Origin of the sequence: Dictyoglomus thermophilum H-6-12 (assembly GCF_000020965.1) — a bacterium.
GTDB lineage: Bacteria > Dictyoglomota > Dictyoglomia > Dictyoglomales > Dictyoglomaceae > Dictyoglomus > Dictyoglomus thermophilum.
Genome location: NC_011297.1, coordinates 946687 through 964073 on the forward strand (window position 1 = coordinate 946687; position 17387 = coordinate 964073).

Consider the following 17387-nt stretch of genomic DNA (forward strand, 5'->3'; position numbering starts at 1 on the left):
TAGGAGGTCCACATGAAGGGGCTTAGTTTTAAAGGTGGTGTACATCCTCCCGAAAAGAAAGAACTTTCTAAGGATATACCTATATCTAGATTACCTCTTCCAGACAAACTGATCATTTTTACATGGCAACACACAGGAGCCCCTAATGATCCTTTAGTGAAAGTAAAAGATTATGTATATAAAGGGCAAAAAATAGGAGATAAACAAGCATATGTTTCAGCCCCTATTCATGCTCCTACTTCAGGTATTGTTAAAAGAATTGGTCTTTATCCCCATCCAACAGGAAAACAGATTTTGGGCATAGAAATAGAACCTGATGGAAAGGATGAAGTTTATCCCGAAATTACTCCTTCTTTAAATTGGCAAAATCTTTCACCTGATGAGATTAAAACTAGAATTAGAGAAGCTGGTATTGTTGGCCTTGGAGGTGCAGCTTTTCCTACTCATGTTAAGGTTTCTCCTCCTCCTGAGAAGAAGATAGATACTGTTATTTTAAATGGGGCAGAATGTGAGCCTTACTTGACTATTGATTATAGATTGATGTTAGAAAAACCAGAACTAATAATAGAGGGTTTACGTATTTTAATGTATGTTCTTGGAGTGAAGAGAGGAATTATAGGAGTTGAGGATAATAAGAAAGACGCAGTTGAAGTCCTGAAAAAATATGCAGATAGTGATATTGAGATAGTTACTTTACCTACAAAGTACCCTCAAGGATCGGAAAAGCATCTTATAAAAGCAATATTAGATAGAGAAGTACCATCTGGTGGTCTTCCTATGGATGTAGGAGTGGTAGTGAATAATGTGGGTACAGCGGCAGCCATAGCTGAGCATTTCAGAACGGGGCTTCCTTTAATCTCTAGAGGTGTTACTGTTACAGGAGAAGGTGTTAATTCTCCTAAAAATGTGGAGGTTTTAATAGGTACTCCTGTAATAAAATTGATAGAACATGCAGGAGGCTTTAAAGGTAAACCTGGAAAAATTTTATTTGGGGGACCTATGATGGGAGTTGCTATATACGACTTAAATATTCCAATAATTAAGGGTACATCTGGAGTAGTAGTATTTCCAGAGGAGAAAGTAGAATATTATGAACCAATACCTTGTGTAAGATGTGGAAAATGCTTAGATGTATGTCCAATGGGACTTATGCCAACAACGTTAGCGAGATATGTTAAAAAAGGTAAATTAATCGAAGCGGAAGAATTGGGAATATTAGATTGTATTGAATGTGGCTCTTGTAACTATATATGTCCCTCGAGAAGACCTCTTCTTCAATGGATTAGGGTAGGAAAGGCTGATGTTTTGGCAAAGAGAAGAAAGTAAAGGGAGGAGAACTATTTATGGAATTAGAAAATGAAAAACTAATTGTTTCTTCCTCTCCTCATATTTTTACCCATGAAGATACTTCTTACGCAATGAAGCAAGTAATCTTTGCACTTTTGCCTGCTACTCTTGGAGGTATATACTTTTTTGGTATCTACTCTCTTATAGTAATAATTGTGAGTGTTATTTCTTCAGTTTTATGGGAAGCTCTTGCCTTATATATTAGAAGAAAACCACTTACTATACTTAAAGACTATAGTGCTGTAGTTACTGGGCTTTTGCTTGCATTAATTCTACCCCCAAATGTTCCTCTTTGGATTCCTATAATTGGAACAGGTGTAGCAATATTACTTGCTAAGCAGGTTTTTGGGGGAATTGGGGAAAATTTTTTAAATCCTGCTCTTGTAGGGAGAGCATTTCTCTTATCTTCTTATCCTCAAATCATGACTTCTTGGGTAAAGCCCATAAATGGTTTAGGTTTTATGTCTAATGTTTCTACTGCCACACCTCTTGCCATAGAAAAGCTTAAACTTGCAGGATATTCTTTACCAAGCTATTGGGAACTTTTTATAGGAAACAGAGCTGGTTGTATCGGAGAAACATCAGTTTTACTCTTACTTTTAGGTGGTTTATGGCTTATCTATAAAAATATTATTGATTGGAAAATTCCAGTTTCTTTTATTTTGACAGTATTCATAGTTTCATTCTTGGTAGGTAAAGATCCTATCTTCCATATATTATCAGGAGGTTTATTTTTAGGAGCATTTTTTATGGCTACAGATTGGGTAACTACCCCGTTGACCTCGAAAGGTAGGCTAATTTTCGGTATAGGGGCAGGTTTATTTACTATAGTTATAAGATTTTGGGGGGCTTATCCTGAGGGTGTTTCTTATGGGATTCTTGTTATGAATGCCTTGACTCCTCTGATTGATAACCTTGTAAAACCTCGTAGATTTGGAGAGGTGAAAAAATGAAAAACATCCTAAGATATGGGTTAACTTTATTTATTATTTGTGCAATAGCCGGTGGTGTTCTTGCTTATACCTATGAAACCACACAGAAGGTTATAGAAGCTAATAAAATAAGAGAGAAAATAATGTTACTTAAAGAACTTATTCCTGATGCTTCAGATTTTGTGTCGTCATCAAATAAGCCAAATAGTTTTGATCCCCTGGTTACCATAAAGGAAATATATATAGCAAAAAAGGATGGAAAAGATGTAGGAAGAGTTTGGGAAGTGTCTACCAAAGGATATAGTAGTGATATAGTATTACTTGTTGCAATAAATGATAGCGGAGCAATAGAAAAAGTAAAGGTTGTATCCCAACAGGAGACTCCTGGTCTTGGTACTGAGGTTACGAAAGATGATTTCTTAGCACAGTTTATAGGTAAGAAAGAAGCAAATTTAGAAGTTAAGAAGAACGTTAAGCCTGTTTCAGGTGCAACCATATCCTCTTCGGCAGTAGTCAGAGCAATTAATGAGGTTTTAAAGCATAATAAGATTTAGGGGGGGGTAAGATATGAAAGACTTTCTTAAGTATGTAGTTAATGGTATTTTTAAGGAGAATCCTGTACTCATATTGATGATAGGTCTCTGTTCTGTACTTGCAGTATCTACAAGCGTACAGAATGCAATTGGAATGGGACTTGCTTTTTCCTTTGTGATGATTTTTTCTAACATTTTTGTTTCTTTATTGAGACCCATAACCCCAAATGAGATAAGAATACCTGTTTTTATTATTGTAATTGGTACTTTTACTACAATTGTTGACTTGGTAATCTCAGCTTATTTTCCAGAGCTTTATAAGGCGTTGGGTATATTTATTCCTTTAATCGTGGTAAATTGTATTATTATTGGGAGAGCAGAAGCTTTTGCATATAGGCACAATGTTTTAGAGTCCATTGCCGATGGAATTGGTATAAGTATAGGTTATATTTGGGCTATTGTGGCTCTTGGTTTAATCAGGGAATTCTTAGGAAATGGTACTATCTTGGGAAAAACTTTGTTCAGTTGGTTTAATCCAGCTAAGGTATTTACAATGCCTCCAGGAGCTTTTTGGGGTATAGGCCTATTGATAGGTTTGTTAAAGTGGTTTGAAAAGAGGATGGGTAGGAGGTAATAATTATGAATATAATAGGCAAACTTTTTATGCTTTTCATATCTGCCTCTCTAATAAATAATATTGTTTTCATGAGATTTTTAGCTTTGTGTCCTTTTGTAGGAATGAGTACTCAGATTGAAACCTCTATAGGTATGGGGGCTGCCGTTACTTTTGTTATGGTAATGGCTTCAGTGGTTACTTTCTTCATCTACTACTATATATTAGTGCCTTTAAATTTATTATTTCTAAGGACTATTGCTTTTATCCTTGTTATTGCAGTTTTGGTTCAATTGGTAGAAATGGTTATAAAAAGGTTCTTGTCAGGGTTATATAAAGCTATGGGAATATATTTACCTCTAATAACTACTAACTGTGCTATACTTGGGGTTACATTGTTGAATATAAATTATGGGCATAATTTAATAGAAGCTATAGTTTATTCTTTAGGTGTATCTTTGGGTTTTACTATTGCTTTGATTCTGCTTGCAAGTATAAGAGATAGATTATCATACTCAGATATACCTGAGTTTTGGAAAGGTTATCCTATAGTTTTTATCTCTGCCGGTCTTCTTGCTCTTATCTTTTTAGGTTTTCAAGGATTAGCGCATTAGGGGAGGTTCTAAGATATGGGACTAGTATTTATATCTTTAATGGTATTAGGCTTGATAGGACTCTTATTTGGAGTAGGCCTCGCAATTGCTGGAGAGAAATTGAAAGTAGAAACTGATCCGCGTATTGAAAAAATATTAAATGTACTTCCAGGGGCTAATTGTGGTGCTTGTGGATATCCTGGTTGTGAAGGGTTTGCAAAAGCAGTGGTAGAGGGGATAGCTCCTTATACTGGTTGTGTTGCTGGAGGAGAAAAGGTTGCTAAGGGTATAGCAGAGGTACTAGGATTAAATGAAAATATTACTATAACTAAAAATGTGGCTTTTCTTACTTGCCAAGGTGGGAGAGGAATAGCTCAGGATAGATATATTTATAAAGGTGTAGATACTTGTAAGGCTGCAAATATGGTTCAAGCTGGGTACAAAGGATGTACCACAGGATGTTTAGGATTTGGAGACTGTGTTAAGGTATGCCCCTTTGACGCAATTTATATGGGAGAAGATGGTCTTCCAAAGATAGATATTGAAAAATGTACAGGATGTGGCTTATGTGTAAAAGCTTGCCCAAGAGGAATTTTAACTCTTCTTCCTATCAATATACCTCTTCTTTTAGGATGTAGGTCAGAACTCCCAGGTCCTGAGGCTAGAAAAGTATGTTCTAAAGCATGTATAGGTTGTGGAATCTGCGAAAAAGTGTGTCCTAAGGGTGCTATAAAAATGGATGGAAGATTTCCTGTTATTGACTACAATCTTTGTGATGGCTGTGGAATCTGTGTGGAGAAATGTCCTACAAAGGCTCTCATATTACTAAAGAAATAAAGATAATTATTTCTCTTTTAGTTGTAGGGTTCTTACTTTTTTTATTTATAAAGAATTTTAATGAACAGAAAGAATATTACAAAAAGGGAATCTTGATGGATACTTTTGTGGAAATTAGAGTTTGGGGGAAAGATGGAGATAAAGCTGTAAGTGATTGTTGGGAAAAGTTAGAACATTTAGCTGATATTTTGGATAGATTTAATAAAAAAAGTGAGATATATAAGATAAATTCTAATTCAGGAAAGTGGGTAAAAGTATCAAAGGATACCATTGATGTGATAGAAAAAGCAATATATTACTCAAGGCTGACCGATGGCTATTTTGATCCTACAATTGCTCCTATTTTAGAGCTTTGGGGTTTTTATGATAAGGATTACAAAGTACCTGAGGAGGCTGTTTTGAGAAAAGAGTTAAAGAGGGTGGATTATAAGAAAATTCAAATAAAAGACAGTATGGTATTTGTTCCTAAAGGAATGGAAATTGATCTTGGAGGAATAGCAAAGGGCTATATCTTGGATAGACTATTATCATTATTGGGAAAATATAAGATAAGAGGTGCTCTTCTAAATATAGGTGGACAAATAGGGGTTTATGGTAGACCTAAAGAGGATAATAAGTGGGAGATAAGAATTAGAGATCCTCGTAGATTGGATGATTATATAGGATCAGTTTACATTAATGAAGGATCTGTAGCTACGTCAGGAGATTATGAGAGGTACTTTGTAAAAAATGGAGTGAGATACTGTCATCTGATTAATCCTAAAACAGGCTATCCCCAAGAAGAGATTATGAGTGTAAGTGTTATAAGTAAGAAGGCTGTAGAAGCTGATGCTTTATCTACAGCCTTTTTTGTGATGGGAGATAAAGCAATGTCTTATTGGCAAAAGTTTGCAGACTTGGGGGTTATAATTGTCTTTAAAGATAGGAAAATTTGGTATTCTCCCAACATATATTTTGTAAAAAAATGAAAACTGCGAATATTAGAAAAAATAGAGTATATTATATTTCTTTATTGGGATTGTTATTAGCTCTTGCTTGTGTGCTTTATTATTTAGAAAGCCTGTTTATAACTCCCTTTTTTCCTCTTCCTGGAGGTAAAGTAGGAATTGCAAATATAATCTCTTTAATTGCTGTATACATATTGGGTTTAAGAGAAGCATTGATTATAACTCTATTTAGGGTGATCATAGTAAACATTATATTAGGGGGTTTTTTAAACATATCTTTTTATTTAGGATTTTTTGGGGGAATGGGGAGCACTATAGTTATGGGAATACTAGCTAAGTCTAAAATTAGTTTAATCTCTAACAGTATAATAGGAGCTTTGACTCATAATTTTATTCAACTTATAATAGTGATGTTTTTTGTCTTTCATTCTGCTATTCTATATTATGCGCCTTTTTTAATAGTTTTTGGGGTTATAACAGGATTTTTTAATGGAGTAGTAGGGGGGTATGTATTGAAATTTATAGAGAAATATATTGGGGGTGAATTATGAGAAGAAACAAGACTTCTACAAGAATGTTTGTTCTTTTACTAATTTTAGGGTTTTTAGTAGGTGGGGTTTTAGCGGAAGCATTGTCAGATAAACTTGAATTTTTGAAGAGAGGAATAAGTATTGGCTTTTCTCCTGTTAATTTCGATTTTTATTTTTTTGTCTTTACTCTTGGATTTAATTTAAAGTTAAATCTTGGGAGTATCATAGGAATTTTGATTGTATTGCTTTTCTATAAGATATAGAGGTATAATTTAAATATGTCAGGGGTTAAAGAATTTTGGGAAGGATTGAAAAGTAAGGGTATATTTTTATATTTGGGTTTCATTATCTTATACTTTGTTTTTTTCTCTCTTGCAATTTTTATTACAGCTATGAATGGTTCTTTAAATATGTGGATTGAAAAAATAAAAATCTATGCTTTTATAACACCAAAAACTCCTGATTCTCAGGTATTAAAGATTATAGATGATCTGAAAGCAAACTTTCGTATAAAAGAAATAAGTTACATAACTCAGAAAGATGCGTGGGAGAAGCTAAAGGAGATTATTGGAAAGGAAAATGACATATTTGCATGGGGATCACCTGATAGTTTACCTAAAGCCTTAGAAATTACTCCTTTAAACCTTGATAATATTGAGTATTTATTAAGTTTTATTATGAATTATAACTTCGTAGAGGAAGTAAGATATTCTGAAGAGATGGTAAATCAATGGTATAAGCTTAATAGTGTTATAAACTATATTAAGAAGCTATATATCTACTTAGGTAGTCTTGCTTTTTTAATAATCTCAGTAGAACTTCTTGCTCATGCCCACTTGGCTTTTCCAAATTTCTCAGTATCTTCTCAAATATGGGAGAATATTTTTGTTACTCTTACATCGGCATTTATATCTTTTTTGTTAGTCTTTTTTATTTCTTCTTTTATAAAAGAGCAAGTAATGATTTATCTGCCGTATTTTGAATTTGTATTTGATATTAAGCATATTTTGGTTTGGCTTTTGTACTTTATACTCTCAAGCATAATAGTAAGCTTTACTTCTGCTTTAATGAGTTTTCAGAGACTAAAATGAGAGCCTTTATAAGTGTCATTTTGACATTAACATTGATAATAGTCTTAGCTTACGGGGCCGATACTTCATCTATAATTCTTCAGAAGCAAAAAGAATTGCAACAGAAACAAAAGCAAATTCAGTCCCTAAAACAGCAAATTAAAGCTTTGGAATCTACCGAATTCAATATTGTTCGTGAAATAAGCAAAATTGATTATGAACTTGACAGGGCAGAAAGGGAATTAAATGTTGCTGAGTCGAGATTAAGGGAAGCACAGGCTAAGTTAACTGTATTGTCTACACAGTTGAATATTCTTCAAAGAAATTTAAAATACAGAAGTTTGAATTTTAAGGAAAATTTAGGCGAATCTTATAAATTACTGCAGAGTAAAAACTCTTTTAGTCTAATATTTTTAAATGATCCTTTTTATCAGATAGCAGTTCCTTATTATTTAAAATCCCTTATGAAACTTGAAGCAGGAAGACTCAACAATCTAAATACTCAATGTAAAGACATTGAGCAAACAAAAAAGAAATGGGAAGAAGAAAAAAGAAATGTTGAGGCTTTAGTGAGAAGTATAGCTGAAAAAAAGGCCTATATAGAGAGGAAGAAAAATGAAAAATTAGCTTACTTAGAAAAAATTAGAACTCAAAAAAGATATCAGCAACAAGTAGTAGCAACTTTAGAAAGGGAATCGAAAGAGATAGAGCAGATGATTAGAAAATTGGCTTCTTCAAACATTCAAAAGGCTCAAAAGGGAAGGCTATCTTGGCCAGTTATTGGATCTATAACTTCGGGGTTTGGAATAAGAAGACATCCTATATTAGGTGGTGCTCCTCTTTTTCATACAGGAGTTGATATAGCTGCTTCTTATGGAACGCCCGTTAGAGCAGCAGCATCTGGTAGAATTATTTTTGCGGGTTGGTATGGAGGATATGGTAATATGGTTATAATTGATCATGGTGGTAAAATTTCTACTGTTTATGGACATCTTTCAAAAATTGTGGCAAGAGTGGGCGAAGAAATAGCTGAAGGAGATATAATAGGTTATGTGGGGACAACAGGACTTAGTACGGGGCCACATTTACATTTTGAAGTAAGGGTGAATGGAGATCCAGTAGATCCTTTAAGTTGGTTAATAAGATAAAAGGAGGATAAGATGAAAGTGAGAAAAAGATTTTGGCTTCTATTATTTGTTGTAATAATTGGTATAGGGTTTTTCTTTTTACCTAAGCTCACTAATGCAAAAGATTCTTTAGAGGATATTATTTCTAGCATAAGAGTATATATCGAAGCGTTGTATTATGTGAGAAATGCGTATATTGAGAAAAATCTTGATAACAAGAAGTTAGAATATGAATCCATAAAGGGCATGGTAAAAGCTCTTGATGATCCGTATACAGAGTTTTTTGATCCAAAGTCTTTTAAAACTTTTACTGAAGATATGCAGGGAGCATTTGGAGGAATAGGTATAAGAATAGAATCAAGGGATGGCAAGATCCTTGTAGTCTCTCCTATAGAAAATACTCCTGCATATAAGGCAGGTATAAAGGCAGGAGATGAAATTGTTGAAGTTGATGGACAATCAGTTGTTGGAAAACCCTTAGATGTGGTTGTTTCTCTAATTAGAGGGGAAGTAGGGAAAGAAGTTAAAATAAAAATTTATAGAGATTCTGATAAAAAATACTATGAGTATACTTTAAAGAGAGAAATAATAGAGGTGCCTGTTGTAGATTATAAAACCTTAAAGAATAACATTGGTTATATCAAGTTTTATGAATTCACCCAGAATTCCCCTCAAAAGATGATAGATGCATTGAAAAAATTAGAGAAGACCTCAGGATTAATACTTGATTTGAGAAATAACCCCGGTGGGGATTTGAGGTCTGCTGTAATGATTGCAAGTATTTTTATATCAGATAGTGATCAGGTGAAAACAGTAATAAAAAATGGGGAGACAAAAACTTTTACAACTAAAGGAGTAGTAGTTTATAGAATTGATAGAGATAAAAACTTGTATGGAGAGAAAGTAGTTAAGGGGATATATAGATGGAATAAACCTCTTGTGGTACTTGTAAACAGATATTCTGCAAGTGCTTCAGAAATACTTTCAGGAGCTCTTAAGGATTATGGTAAGGGAATTCTTGTGGGAGAAAAGACTTTTGGGAAAGGTGTAGTTCAAACTATATTCACTCTCTCTGATGGATCTGCCTTGAAGATAACTACAGAGAAGTATTTACTGCCATCTGGTAGAGATATAAATAAAGAAGGAGTGCAACCAGATGTGGTTGTAGAGATGGCACCAGAGAATGTGGGTAAGGATAATGATATACAATTGAATAAAGCTATAGAGGTGCTTCTTAAGCAAATATCTAAATTAGGAAAAACAGAGAAATTAGTGCTGAATAAAAATTAAATAATGTTTGAAAAGAGGGAAAAATTAGTCTTAGCTATCTTTTTAATAATATTTGTTGGAATTTTATTTTCTTTCTTTGCTAATTTTGGGAATAAAAATAATAGTACTGAAGATAAAAGTAACTTTGTTATTGTTCATGTGACGGGGGAGGTTAAAAATCCAGGAGTTTATAGATTGGAGGAAGGGGCAAGGGTTATTGATGCAGTTAATTTAGCAGGTGGACCCTTGCCCTCTGCAGATTTGGATAGAATTAATCTTGCAGATTTTCTGAAAGATGGTTCTAAAATCTATATACCTCCAAAGGATGATAATTTGGATAGTAATTCTAAGAATCAGAATGCTTTAAAAGATGGGTTAGAGAAGAAGGGCAAAGTAAATATAAATACAGCAAGCAAAGAAGAATTAGAATCTCTTCCAGGTATTGGTCCGACTTTAGCCCAGAGGATTATCGAGTATAGAGAAGAAAACGGAGTTTTTACTTCTGCAGAGGACTTGTTAAATGTAAAAGGAATTGGAGAGAAAAAACTTGAAAAAATAAAAGATCAAATTACATGGTGATTTTTTGAAATTTCCATATTCTTTCTACTTTTTAATTTCTTACATATTAGGAGTCATATTTTCAAAGCTTAATCTAAGCTTTTTTTATTTTTTCTTACTTTTTCCGCTATTAATTCTACTTTCACAAAGAAAAAAGATTTGGCTTTACATATTTTTAGCAATTTTTTTCCTTATTGGATTTTATCTATACAAAATCAATATCCCTCAATTTAGGGCATATGAAAATGTAGATATAAAGAGTTTAAGGGTAGTGGTGAAGGATTATTTTGAGAAAAAGCACTTTTACAGTTATGTGGTTCAAATAGAGGGATTTAATGAAAAAGGAAGGATAAGTGTAGCAAAAAAATTTAATATAGGTGACGAGTTGCTATTGGAGAATGTAAAATTATATCCCTTAAATCAATCTAATCTTTATGCTCTCTGGGATGAGAGTCTTATATATTTGATTAAAGCTCAAAAGATTTATCTATTTAAAAAGAATAATAAAAGTTCTTTAGAAAAGATAAGAGTTAATTTAAGAGAAAAGATTAATGATATATATTCAAGATTTGGGGATTATAAAAAGAATTTTTTATTGGCCATAATAATAGGAGAGAAGAGAGGTCTTTCTGAAGAGATAAAAAATCTGTTTGTAGAAACTGGGACTGCCCACTTACTTGCTATCTCTGGACTTCATATTTCTTTCCTCATAAATATTTTTAGCTTTTTATTTCCCTTCCGTAGAATTGTTACCAAAATTATGCTTCTTCCTATTTTAATTTTTTATGGATGGATAATAGGTGATAATCCTCCTGTTTGGAGAGTAATAGGGGAATATGTTTTCCTTCTTATTGCTTTTCTTCTAAGAAGAGAAGAGGATCCTCTAAATGCTATCTTTTGGGTAGCTTTTATTAATCTTATTATCTCTCCTTTAAAATTATTTAACATAAGTTTTCAATTATCTTATATGGCCATGTTAGGTCTTCTTTATAAGCCTAAATTCCCAAAATTTATGTCTAATTATTTACAGGAGATTTGGGAGAGTTCTTTCTGGCTTATGCTATTTTTAGCACCTCTAAATATTTATTATTTTGGGGGACTGAAACCAATAAGTATTCTTGCCAATTTTTTCTCTATTCCTATCTTTAGTATAATTCTTTTCTTTTCTGTTTTTTATTTAATAGTTGCCTCTTTTCCAATAAGTTATATCTTTGAAAAAGTCTTAACGATTTTAATGGATATTTTATTTCAAGGTTTGCATTTAATTGTTTCTCATTATAAAATAAGCTTGTTAATTAGTTTATTTCTCATATTACTTCCAATGATAATGAGAAAAAGAGGGGAAGATGAACTACTGGGAGTTTAAACATTCACTTAAAGAGAAGAAATTTTCTCCTGTATATTTATTTACAGGAGAGGAAAAATTTCTTATGGAAGAAGCTCTTATAGAGCTTAGAAAAGCAAGATTTAAGGATGCAAATTATGTTGCCTTTTTTGCAGATGAGATTACTTGGGACAATATAATACCTTATTTAGAATCCCCACCACTCTTGGGAACTCAGTTGGTAGTAGTGAGGCATGCTCAGGAACTAAAAGATCAGAATATGCCTAAGAAACTTGATTTATTGTTTAAAAAATTGACAAATACATGTGTTGTTTTTATGGCTAATGCAGAGGAGGAGAAGCCTAAGAAGATTAGTTATGCTAAATATATACCTCCAGAAGGTATAGTTGAGTTTACAAAATTTAGGGCTGATGCTTTGAGAAAATGGATTAAGGAGAAGTTTCAAGAAAGGAATAAATCTATAGACGAAGAGAGTGTATATTTTCTCTCCACAAATTATTCTGATAAGATGGGAGTTTTGATGCAGGAAATAGATAAGATCTGTGCCTTTGTAGGAGAGAAAGAATCAGTTACAATAGAAGATCTTAAAAAGGTTTTATCTACCCAAGAAGTTGCGTTTTACACTTTTCTGGATGCTTTATTGAGAAGAGATTTTCTTCTTGCATTTTCAGGAATAGATACTTTGTGGAATGAAGGAGTATATCCTCAGGTTATACTTGAGATAGTAATAAAGCAAATGAGACAACTTTTAAGAATAAACGCCCTTCTTAAAGAAGGTTATTCTTCTGAAGAAATCGCAAATAAACTGGATCTACATCCTTTTGTGGTTAAAAAGTCCATAGATGCATTAACAAAATACACTGCCGCAGAGCTCATGGAGATTTACTTCCTTCTGCGGCAGGTTGATATAGAGTATAAAACTACAGCTAAGGATCAAAGGATATTGATAGAAAAAGTTCTACTCAAATTAGGAAGAAAGGTTAGCTGAAAGTTTTTGATTAAGAAGCCTCATAAGTTTAGACTTTTTTCTTGCTGCTGTGTTTTTGTGTAAGGTGCCTTTTTGAGCTGCTTTGTCAATGGCGCTTATTACTTCAGGAAGTACTTTTTTTGCTTCTTCAATTTTATTCTCTTCTAATAATTTTAGAAATTGCTTAGTGTAAAATTTAATTTTACCTAATCTGATTCTGTTTCTGATTCTATTTCTTTCACTAATTTTAATTCTTTTGATTGCTGACTTTGTATTTGCCATCTTTTATTTCCCTCTCCTTTATCTTAAAATTTTTATGATGTTAATTTTTAACAGACTGAATTATAGCATAAAATTCTCTAAAACAAAAGATGACTTGATTATTATATAATTTAGAATATGGAAAAAAGGAGGAAGAAATATTTATGAAGGATACATCAAAAATAAGAAACTTTAGTATAATCGCCCACGTAGATCATGGAAAATCCACTCTAGCAGATAGGCTTCTTGAGTATACTGGAACAATTGAAAAAAGAAAAATGAAAGATCAAATCTTAGATACTCTTGACGTAGAGAGGGAAAGAGGAATAACAGTAAAAGCTCAAGCTGTTAGACTTTTATACAAATCAAAAAATGGAGAAACTTACGAGTTGAACTTAATTGATACTCCGGGACATGTGGATTTTACTTATGAAGTTTCAAGAAGTCTTGCTGCCTGTGAAGGAGCTATACTAGTGGTGGACGCCTCTCAGGGCATCGAAGCACAGACCATAAATAATCTACTTCTTGCTCTTGAGAATAACCTTGTTATAGTACCGGTGGTAAATAAAATAGATCTTCCTAATGCTGAACCCGAAAGGGTTGCTGAAGAAATTGCAGAATTGTTGGGTAAGGATTATATAGGTGAAACCTTTTTTGTGAGTGCCAAAGAAGGATGGGGTATAGAGGAGCTATTAGAGGGTATAGTAAAATATATTCCTTCTCCTAAAGGAAATCCTTTAAATCCTCTTCAAGCCTTGATCTTTGATGCGAAGTATGATTCTTATAGAGGAGTAATAGTTTATGTGAGAGTATTTGAGGGGGAAGTGAGAATTGGAGATAAAATTAAGCTTATGTCTACTGATAAAGAATATGAGGTTCAAGAGGTTGGTATTTTTTCTCCTGAAATGAAGCCTGTAGAAAGTTTAACAGCTGGCGAAGTAGGATATATAGTTGCAAATATTAAAGAGATAGCCGAAGCGAGGGTAGGAGATACTATAACCTTGGCTCAAAATCCAGCTAAAGAGCCTCTTCCTGGATACAGAAGACTTCAGCCTATGGTTTTCTGTGGGATTTATCCTATTGAAAACGAAGAATATGATAAATTAAGAGATGCTCTTCAGAAGCTTAGTCTAAATGATGCGTCTTTATATTATGAGCCAGAGACCTCTCCTGCTCTTGGTTTTGGTTTTCGTTGCGGTTTCTTGGGTTTACTTCACCTTGAAATTGTGCAGGAGAGATTAGAAAAGGAATTTGATCTAAATATAATTACTACAGTGCCATTAGTGGCTTATGAAGTTATAACCAAGAGTGGCGAGAAAAAAATTGTTCAAAATCCTTTGGAATTGCCACCCCCTTATGATATCGCTGAGTTTAGAGAACCTTTTGTATTGGCAAGTATTGTGACTCCCAATGATTATGTGGGAGGAATAATGGAACTTATTGATAGGAGAAGAGGAATATTCAAAAATATGGAATATTTAACACCTACTAGAATACTAATTACAGCAGAACTTCCTCTTTCAGAGATAATTACGGACTTTTTTGATATATTAAAATCTATAACTAGAGGTTATGGTTCTATGAATTACGAATTTATAGGATATAGGCCAGAAAATCTTGTGAAGCTTGATGTATTTATAAATGGAAAACCAGTAGATGCTCTTTCTATTATTGTCCATAGAGATAAAGCTTACGAAGAGGCAAGAAAACTAGTGCAAAAGCTTAAAAATGTTATTCCAAGGCAACTTTTTGAGGTAGTAATTCAAGCTGGAATAGGAAGTAAAATAATAGCTCGGGAAGAGATAAAACCTCTTAAAAAGAATGTTCTGCAAAAATGTTATGGTGGTGATGTAACAAGAAAGAAGAAACTCCTTGAAAAGCAAAAGGAAGGTAAAAAGAGAATGAAGAAGATAGGACATGTAGAGATCCCTCAAGAAGCCTTTTGGACTGTTCTTAAGAGAGATTAGGCTATGGAAAAGTATAAAATTCTAATAACAAATGATGATGGAATAAACTCTCCAGCCTTAAAGATCATGGGAAAAGAACTTAGTAAATTGGGAGAGGTCTATATTATTGTACCTGAGAGAGAAAGAAGTGGAGGAAGTCATGCTATTACTTTGCATAAACCTTTAAGGGTAAATGAAGTTAAATGGCCTCTTAAGAAAGTCAAAGTATGGAGTACTAATGGCAATCCTGCAGATTGCGTATTGTTAGGACTTTATGCCATCTTGTCTCAAAAGCCAGACCTGGTAATCTCTGGCATAAATAAAGGATACAACTTGGGAAATGATATAATCTATTCAGGTACTGTTTCAGGAGCAAGAGAAGCCTCTTTAAACGGTATTCCTGCAGTCTCTATCTCTGTATCTCAGGATGGAGAAGAGGAAGATTTTAAAAAAGCTACAGAGTTGCTAATTAGATTATTTGGTAAATTTCTAAAAATTATTCCTGAAGGAACTTTTTTAAATATTAATGTACCACCAAATGCTAAAGTAGATGAAATTTGTTTTACTTATCAGGGTAAGTTTCATTACAGAAATATAGTTGAGAGGAGACTTGATCCGAGAAATAAAGAGTATTTTTGGTTGCATGGTTACATTGAGGAAATCGGAGAAGAAGGTTCTGATATATGGGCAGTTAAGAATGGAAAGATTTCTATTACCCCTCTCCAATCAGATATGACAAATTACTCTCTTCTTAATTTACTAAAGGCAGATGAGCTCTTCTAAACCTATTGGTATATATTTACATATACCTTTCTGTGTAAAGAAGTGTCCATATTGTGATTTTGTATCTTTTAGTTATTCCGAAGATGAGGAAGGAAGATATGTAGAATATCTTTTAAAAGAGATAGATATGAAATCAAATAATGAACTAGTTGATACTATATATCTAGGGGGAGGAACTCCTTCTATTCTCTCTTTGTGTAGTTTAGAAAAGATACTTGATTTTATATATAAAAGATTTGAAATTAGCAAAGATGTAGAAATTTCTATGGAAGTTAATCCTGGAACAGTAAATAAAGAAAAGGTAAGAGCATGGAAAGAACTTAGTGTTAATCGAATAAGTATAGGAGCACAGTCTTTTCTTGAGAAAGAGTTAAAACTTCTCGGTAGGATTCATAATGTAAAAGATATTTATACAACTTTTAATATCTTGAGAGAAGCTGGATTTGACAATATAAATATTGACATAATCTATGCTCTTCCCTTTCAGAGAAAGGAAGATTTTTGCTTCTCGTTGAAAGAGACTTTAAAGCTGGAGCCTGAGCATATATCTATCTATAATCTCATTATTGAAGAAGATACTCCCTTTTATGAAATGTACCTTAAGTCAGAAATAGAACTTCCTGAAAATGATTTAGAAGCGGAAATGTTTTCGTTTGCTATGGATTTTCTTAAGGGTAATGGTTTTATTCATTATGAGATATCAAACTTTTCTAAAGGAGAAGGTTATAAGTGTAGGCACAATCTGAAATATTGGTATCAGGAAAAGTACTATGGATTCGGAGTGTCAGCTTATTCTTATGATCCTCCTATGAGATATGGAAATCATAAACATCTTTATGTATACTATGAAAAAATAAAAGAAGGAAAGTTGCCTATTGAGGAAAAAGAATTTTTAATAGGTGAAGATCTTGCTAAGGATTATCTCTTTTTGAGATTAAGACTTTTGGAAGGAGTAGCGAGAGAAGAATTTGAAAGTAGATTTGGTAAAAAGATAGAATATTTTATGAAAAATTATCCTATTTTTGTGGAGGAAGGACTAATTAAAGAAGAAAATGGAAGGATATTTCTAACTGAGAAAGGTGTACTTCTTGCCAATGAGATCTTTCAGGATATCCTTTAAGGAGGATGAGAAAATATGAAGGCTGTAAGAGTATTGATAGCAGAAGATGAACCTATAGTTAGAATGGACTTAAAGGAGATTTTGGAAAGTCAAGGTTATGAAGTGGTGGGTGAGGCTTCTGATGGACAAGTGGCAATAGAGCTTGCGAGAAAATTAAAACCAGATGTGATCATAATGGATATTAGAATGCCTAATTTAGATGGAATTGAGGCAGCAAAGATTTTGACCCAAGAGAATATAGCACCAATTATTTTTTTAACAGCTTATTCTGACAAAGAGCTGGTGGAAAAAGCTAAGGAAGTAGGAGTGGTAGCCTATATTGTAAAGCCGTTTAAGGAGTCTGATCTATTCCCCGCCATTGAGATTGCAATTGCAAGATTTAAAGAATTTCAGCTTTTAAGGAAAGAGGTTGAAGATCTTAAAGATGCTTTAGAAACTAGGAAATTAGTAGATAGAGCTAAGGGAATTCTTATGGATAGAGAAGGTTTAAAAGAGCATGAGGCTTTTAGATTGATTCAGAAGGCAAGCATGGATAAGAGAAAACCCATGAAGGAAATTGCCCAAGCTATAATTTTAGCGTATGAGCTAAAGGAAAAGAAGGAAAAATAA

20 protein-coding genes are annotated in these 17387 nt (G+C 33.2%); 19 read left to right on the top strand and 1 reads right to left on the bottom strand.

Annotated elements, in window-relative coordinates; genetic code table 11:
• The first annotated feature begins 12 nt into the window (after nt 1-12).
• The 15 genes from rsxC (at nt 13) to holA (ending at nt 12689) form a co-directional block, all read left to right on the top strand.
• Nucleotides 13-1326 (top strand): electron transport complex subunit RsxC, encoded by a 1314-nt coding sequence (gene rsxC, locus DICTH_RS04645; protein WP_012547295.1) that lies wholly within the window; start codon nt 13-15, stop codon nt 1324-1326.
• 17 nt (nt 1327-1343) lie between these two features.
• A complete protein-coding gene (locus DICTH_RS04650) occupies nt 1344-2300 on the top strand; it encodes an RnfABCDGE type electron transport complex subunit D (RefSeq protein WP_012547868.1) in 957 nt (318 codons plus the stop codon).
• Nucleotides 2297-2833: an RnfABCDGE type electron transport complex subunit G gene (locus tag DICTH_RS04655; RefSeq protein WP_012547502.1), complete on the top strand. Its 537-nt coding sequence runs from the start codon at nt 2297-2299 to the stop codon at nt 2831-2833. Before DICTH_RS04650 ends, DICTH_RS04655 begins: the two co-directional genes overlap by 4 nt.
• A 13-nt stretch (nt 2834-2846) precedes the next feature.
• Nucleotides 2847-3446 carry an electron transport complex subunit RsxE gene (gene rsxE, locus DICTH_RS04660; protein WP_012548759.1) on the top strand — a complete coding sequence of 200 codons (600 nt, stop codon included), beginning with the start codon at nt 2847-2849 and terminating at the stop codon, nt 3444-3446.
• Nucleotides 3447-3451: 5 nt separating this feature from the next.
• Nucleotides 3452-4039: an electron transport complex protein RnfA gene (locus DICTH_RS04665; protein WP_012548186.1), complete on the top strand. Its 588-nt coding sequence runs from the start codon at nt 3452-3454 to the stop codon at nt 4037-4039.
• Between the two features lie 15 nt (nt 4040-4054).
• A complete protein-coding gene (locus DICTH_RS04670) occupies nt 4055-4855 on the top strand; it encodes an RnfABCDGE type electron transport complex subunit B (protein WP_012548371.1) in 801 nt (266 codons plus the stop codon).
• Nucleotides 4819-5823, top strand: coding sequence for an FAD:protein FMN transferase (locus tag DICTH_RS04675; RefSeq protein ID WP_012547752.1), 1005 nt, complete (start codon nt 4819-4821; stop codon nt 5821-5823). The genes DICTH_RS04670 and DICTH_RS04675 overlap by 37 nt, the downstream gene beginning before the upstream one ends.
• Nucleotides 5820-6353 carry a Gx transporter family protein gene (locus tag DICTH_RS04680; protein WP_012546915.1) on the top strand — a complete coding sequence of 178 codons (534 nt, stop codon included), beginning with the start codon at nt 5820-5822 and terminating at the stop codon, nt 6351-6353. The genes DICTH_RS04675 and DICTH_RS04680 overlap by 4 nt, the downstream gene beginning before the upstream one ends.
• Nucleotides 6350-6595, top strand: a complete 246-nt coding sequence (locus tag DICTH_RS04685) for a DUF4321 domain-containing protein (RefSeq protein WP_012547548.1) — start codon at nt 6350-6352, stop codon at nt 6593-6595. The genes DICTH_RS04680 and DICTH_RS04685 overlap by 4 nt, the downstream gene beginning before the upstream one ends.
• Nucleotides 6596-6610: 15 nt before the next feature.
• Entirely contained in the window at nt 6611-7423 is an 813-nt protein-coding gene (locus DICTH_RS04690; protein WP_012548600.1) for a cell division protein FtsX, read from the top strand.
• Nucleotides 7420-8550 (top strand): murein hydrolase activator EnvC family protein, encoded by a 1131-nt coding sequence (locus tag DICTH_RS04695; protein ID WP_081428030.1) that lies wholly within the window; start codon nt 7420-7422, stop codon nt 8548-8550. The genes DICTH_RS04690 and DICTH_RS04695 overlap by 4 nt, the downstream gene beginning before the upstream one ends.
• Before the next feature lie 12 nt (nt 8551-8562).
• Nucleotides 8563-9819 (top strand): S41 family peptidase, encoded by a 1257-nt coding sequence (locus DICTH_RS04700; RefSeq protein WP_012547946.1) that lies wholly within the window; start codon nt 8563-8565, stop codon nt 9817-9819.
• 3 nt (nt 9820-9822) lie between these two features.
• Nucleotides 9823-10377, top strand: a complete 555-nt coding sequence (locus DICTH_RS04705; RefSeq protein ID WP_012548293.1) for a helix-hairpin-helix domain-containing protein — start codon at nt 9823-9825, stop codon at nt 10375-10377.
• Nucleotides 10378-10627: 250 nt separating this feature from the next.
• Nucleotides 10628-11722 carry a ComEC/Rec2 family competence protein gene (locus DICTH_RS04710; protein ID WP_236608284.1) on the top strand — a complete coding sequence of 365 codons (1095 nt, stop codon included), beginning with the start codon at nt 10628-10630 and terminating at the stop codon, nt 11720-11722.
• On the top strand, nt 11703-12689 hold the full coding sequence (holA, locus tag DICTH_RS04715) for a DNA polymerase III subunit delta (RefSeq protein WP_012548711.1): 987 nt from the start codon (nt 11703-11705) through the stop codon (nt 12687-12689). Before DICTH_RS04710 ends, holA begins: the two co-directional genes overlap by 20 nt.
• On the opposite strand, the gene rpsT is transcribed toward holA, so the two are convergent.
• Nucleotides 12669-12950, bottom strand: coding sequence for a 30S ribosomal protein S20 (gene rpsT, locus DICTH_RS04720; protein ID WP_012547871.1), 282 nt, complete (start codon nt 12948-12950; stop codon nt 12669-12671). The genes holA and rpsT overlap by 21 nt on opposite strands.
• Nucleotides 12951-13093: 143 nt before the next feature.
• Here rpsT and lepA point away from each other — a divergent pair, with 143 nt between their 5' ends.
• From lepA to DICTH_RS04740, 4 genes are read left to right on the top strand one after another with little or no spacing between them, the layout of a single operon-like run.
• Nucleotides 13094-14896 (top strand): translation elongation factor 4, encoded by a 1803-nt coding sequence (gene lepA, locus DICTH_RS04725; RefSeq protein ID WP_012547645.1) that lies wholly within the window; start codon nt 13094-13096, stop codon nt 14894-14896.
• A gap of 3 nt (nt 14897-14899) precedes the next feature.
• Nucleotides 14900-15658 carry a 5'/3'-nucleotidase SurE gene (gene surE, locus DICTH_RS04730; RefSeq protein WP_012548473.1) on the top strand — a complete coding sequence of 253 codons (759 nt, stop codon included), beginning with the start codon at nt 14900-14902 and terminating at the stop codon, nt 15656-15658.
• The gene (hemW, locus tag DICTH_RS04735; protein ID WP_012547739.1) at nt 15645-16778 is read left to right on the top strand and encodes a radical SAM family heme chaperone HemW; all 1134 of its coding nucleotides are present in this window, start codon (nt 15645-15647) and stop codon (nt 16776-16778) included. Before surE ends, hemW begins: the two co-directional genes overlap by 14 nt.
• Nucleotides 16779-16793: 15 nt before the next feature.
• On the top strand, nt 16794-17387 hold the full coding sequence (locus DICTH_RS04740) for an ANTAR domain-containing response regulator (protein ID WP_012548320.1): 594 nt from the start codon (nt 16794-16796) through the stop codon (nt 17385-17387).